General features: G+C 71.1%; 3 protein-coding genes. 1 reads left to right on the top strand and 2 read right to left on the bottom strand.

From position 1 onward, the window contains the following. Nucleotides 1-62: 62 nt before the first annotated feature. Nucleotides 63-698 carry a TetR/AcrR family transcriptional regulator gene (locus tag U9980_RS22280; protein ID WP_322769714.1) on the top strand — a complete coding sequence of 212 codons (636 nt, stop codon included), beginning with the start codon at nt 63-65 and terminating at the stop codon, nt 696-698. An 89-nt stretch (nt 699-787) separates the two neighbouring features. On the opposite strand, the gene U9980_RS22275 is transcribed toward U9980_RS22280, so the two are convergent. After that, entirely contained in the window at nt 788-3,226 is a 2,439-nt protein-coding gene (locus tag U9980_RS22275) for a glycoside hydrolase family 3 N-terminal domain-containing protein (RefSeq protein ID WP_322769713.1), read from the bottom strand. A gap of 24 nt (nt 3,227-3,250) precedes the next feature. Next, a partial coding sequence (locus U9980_RS22270) for a hypothetical protein (protein WP_322769712.1) occupies nt 3,251-3,504 on the bottom strand: 254 nt, incomplete at its 5' end.

Raw genomic sequence — 3,504 nt, 5'->3', positions numbered from 1 at the left:
GCACTCAGTGCCAGAACTAGGTACCGAGAAGCAGTTATGGCGCGAGGTATGGTACGACCGTGATGGCTGAGGCGTCTGGAGGGCTCGGGCTCGGACTTGGGCTCCGCGAACGCACCCGGCGCGCCGTACGGGCCGAGCTCATGACCGTCGCGATGGACCTGTTCGCCCGCAAGGGCTACGACGCGACGACGATCGACGAGATCGCGGCCGCCGCCGGGGTGTCCCGCAGCAGCTTCTTCCGCTACTTCGCCTCGAAGGAAGACGTCGTACTCGACCACCTCGACGCTCTTGGCGAGTCACTCGCCGAGGCCCTGGCGCAGCGGCCTGCCGGCGAGGACGCGTGGACGGCGCTGCGCCGCGCCTTCGATGTGCTACTCGCTTACCACGCGCGCGACCCACAGGGTGCCCGCGGTCTGCGGCAGATGCTCGACGGCAATCCCGCGCTGCGGGCCCGTAACCTGGACAAGCAGTGCGGGTGGCACGACCGGCTCATTCCGCATATCGCCGCCCGCCTTGGCCCCGCACCCGCCCCCGACCCGGCCGACACCGGGATCAACGCCCGCCCCGAAGCGGTCATCGGCGCCGCGCTGGCGTGCCTGGAGGCGGCGAAGCGGGCCTGGATGGCAGCCGGCTGCCGGGCACCGCTGGACAAGGTCCTCGACGACGTCATGCGCACCGTCCGTCCCGGAGCTTTCTGACCCGTCCTCGGACTCCCCATTGCTGTCCCCAGCCGTACAGGCGCTCGAAGCCCTGGAGCACGCCCGGTTCGTGTGCCCGGCGGGCTGGCCTACGGGCGCTCGCCGGGTCTGCCGACGGTGACGTGCGAGAGGTAGGAGCGGCGGCCGTGCAGCACCGCCGTCTCGCCCACGACCTCGAAGGCGTCCCGCAGGCGGATGTCGTCCGAGGAGCTGCCCACGAGCACCTGGATCGGGCCCGGCTCCAGCACGACGTCGCCGCCGAGGCCGAGGTAGCCCAGCTGGCTCATCGCCACGGTGAACTCGATGGTGGCGCCGGCGCCGGCGGCGAGGTCGACGCGGGTGAATCCGACGAGCTCCTGGGCCGGCCGGGTGACGCCGGTCGCCTGGTCACAGAAGTAGAGCTGGACGATCTCCTCGCCGGCCCGTTCCCCGATGTTGCGCACTGTCACCGCGACAGTGACGGCGCCCTCGCTGTCGACCTGGACGGAGCTGATGACGAGGTCGGTGTACGCGAACGTCGTGTAGCTCAGTCCGTGGCCGAATGCGAACAGCGGGGTGGCGGGCATGTCGAGGTAGCCCCGGTGCAGGTCAGTGGCGGCGCGCCGGTACCCGGTGCCGGCCGGCTGGCCGTGGTGGATCGGTACCTGGCCGCAGTGCCGGGGGATCGACATCGGAAGCTTGCCGCTCGGGTTGACGTCGCCGAACAGGACGGCGGCCATGGCGGGGCCGGCCGCCTGGCCGCCGTAGTAGCCGTACAGCAGCGCCGGCAGGACGTCGACGATCGCGGTCAGGGCCATCGGCCGGCCGGTGTAGACGATGCCCACGCACGGGGTGCCGGTGGCCGCGACGGCCCGGGCGAGGGTGACCTGGTTCGTGGGTAGGTCGATGTTCGCGGTGTCGCTGCCCTCGCCCTCGGTGATCGCAGTGGTGAACCAGCCACCACGGCCGCCCAGCGCCAGGATCACCACGTCGGCGTCGCGGGCGGCCGTCACCGCCGCCGGCATGTCGGTCGGCTCCTCGTCGACGACGCCGCAGCCGGTGACCACGGTCACCTGCGCGTCCGGGACACCGCGGCGGATGGCCTCGGCGAGGGACTGCGCGCCGTAGGTGTCGCGCACGTAGTCGTCGAGCGGCGTGGCGAGAGGGCCGGCGACCTCTTCGATCAGCGCTTCGATCGCCTCGTCCGGCACCTCGCCGGTCATCTCCTCGACGCCGTCCATGGCGCCCCCCTCGCCGCGGAACCGGGCGCCGAGCATCCCCAGCGCGGCGGTGTAGGTGTAGGGCGCAAAGGCGAACGCGGTGCCGTCGGCGTGCGGGCCGACGATCGCGATCCGCCGGACGTCGCGGGACAGCGGCAGGGTGCCGTCGTTGGTCAGCAGGGTCACGGACTGCCGGGCGAGGTGGCCCGCCAGGTCGACGCCCTGGCGGGCCACCGCCCTGATGACGACGGGGTCCTCGTCGACGTAGGGCGCCTCGAACAGACCCAGGGCGAACTTGTCGCGCAGGACCCGCCACGCGGCCTGGTCCAGCTGGTCGGCGGGGACGGTTCCGCGGTGGACGGCCCGGGCGAGGGTGGGGCCGTAGCCGTGCGGGGCTGGCAGCTCGACGTCGATGCCGGCGGCCAGCGCCAGCCGGCCGGCCTCCTCGGCGTCCCGGGCGACCCCGAGGCGCTCATGGAGGTGGTGGATGGTCTGGTAGTCGGAGACGACGGTGCCGGTGAAGCCCAGCCGCTCCCGTAGCAGCGTCGTGAGGATCTCGCGGTTGGCAGCGACCGGGATGCCCTCGACGGTGCTGTAGGAGTTCATCACCGCGCCCAGGCCGGCGAGCTTGATCGCCGCTTCGAACGGGCGGGCATACACCTCGTAGAGTTCGCGCGGCCCCACCGCCGTGGCAGCCATGTTCTGGCCGCCCTCGGTGACCGCGTAGCCCAGGAAGTGCTTGCCGGTGGCGATGACACCCTCGCGCAGGTCGGTGCCCTGCAGACCGCGGGTGAACGCGACACTCATTGCCGAGGTCAGGTACGGGTCCTCGCCGTAGGTTTCATGGACCCGCCCCCAGCGGGCGTCCCGAGCGACGTCCATGACGGGGGAGAGGGCGAAGGTCTGACCGATAGCCCGCGCCTGCCGGCGCAGGACGCCGGCCATCTCCTCGACACCGCCGGGGTTCCACGTGGCGGCCAGCCCGATCGCCGTTGGGAACGTGGTGAACCCGGGCGCCACCACACCGTTGAGCGCCTCCACATGGAAGATTGCTGGAATGCCGAGCCGGGTGCCCGTGACGAGGAACCGCTGGATCTCGTTGACGATCCTCGCCAGTCGGTCCGGCGTCTTGTGACCGACCATTCCCAGCATCCCGATGTGGCCGATCCCGTCGCGCAGGCGACGCTCGGCCTGGGACTGGATCAGGCCGTCCCGGCCGAGGAGTCCCACCGGTAGCATCCCGGTGACCTGCTGTGCCTTCTCCTCGATCGTCATCGTCTGGAGAAGGTCGTCCGCGCGGGCCTCGGGGCTCACGGCGCCGTCCGACATCGTCTGCGGTCCGGTACCCATGAGTCAGGCCCAGAACTGGTCGGGATCGAGCGGCGGTCCGGTATCGGCGGACCGCATGCGTACGTCGACGCTCATCATGAAGATCAACCTCCAGTGGGACGACCCGAAGTACTGTGTCTCCATACTGATCGCATCGAAGACGCCCGGTCGTGCTGCGTCCGGGTAGCCGAACTCCGGGTTCGCCGGATGCGGCATCCGCACCGACGTGCCCGGTTCGTAGGAGCCATCCAGGATGCTGACCCCGCTTCCGACGGGTC

Source organism: Protofrankia sp. Cr1 (assembly GCF_963555865.1).
GTDB lineage: Bacteria > Actinomycetota > Actinomycetes > Frankiales > Frankiaceae > Protofrankia.
This window is presented reverse-complemented; position numbering and strand designations above follow the sequence as displayed.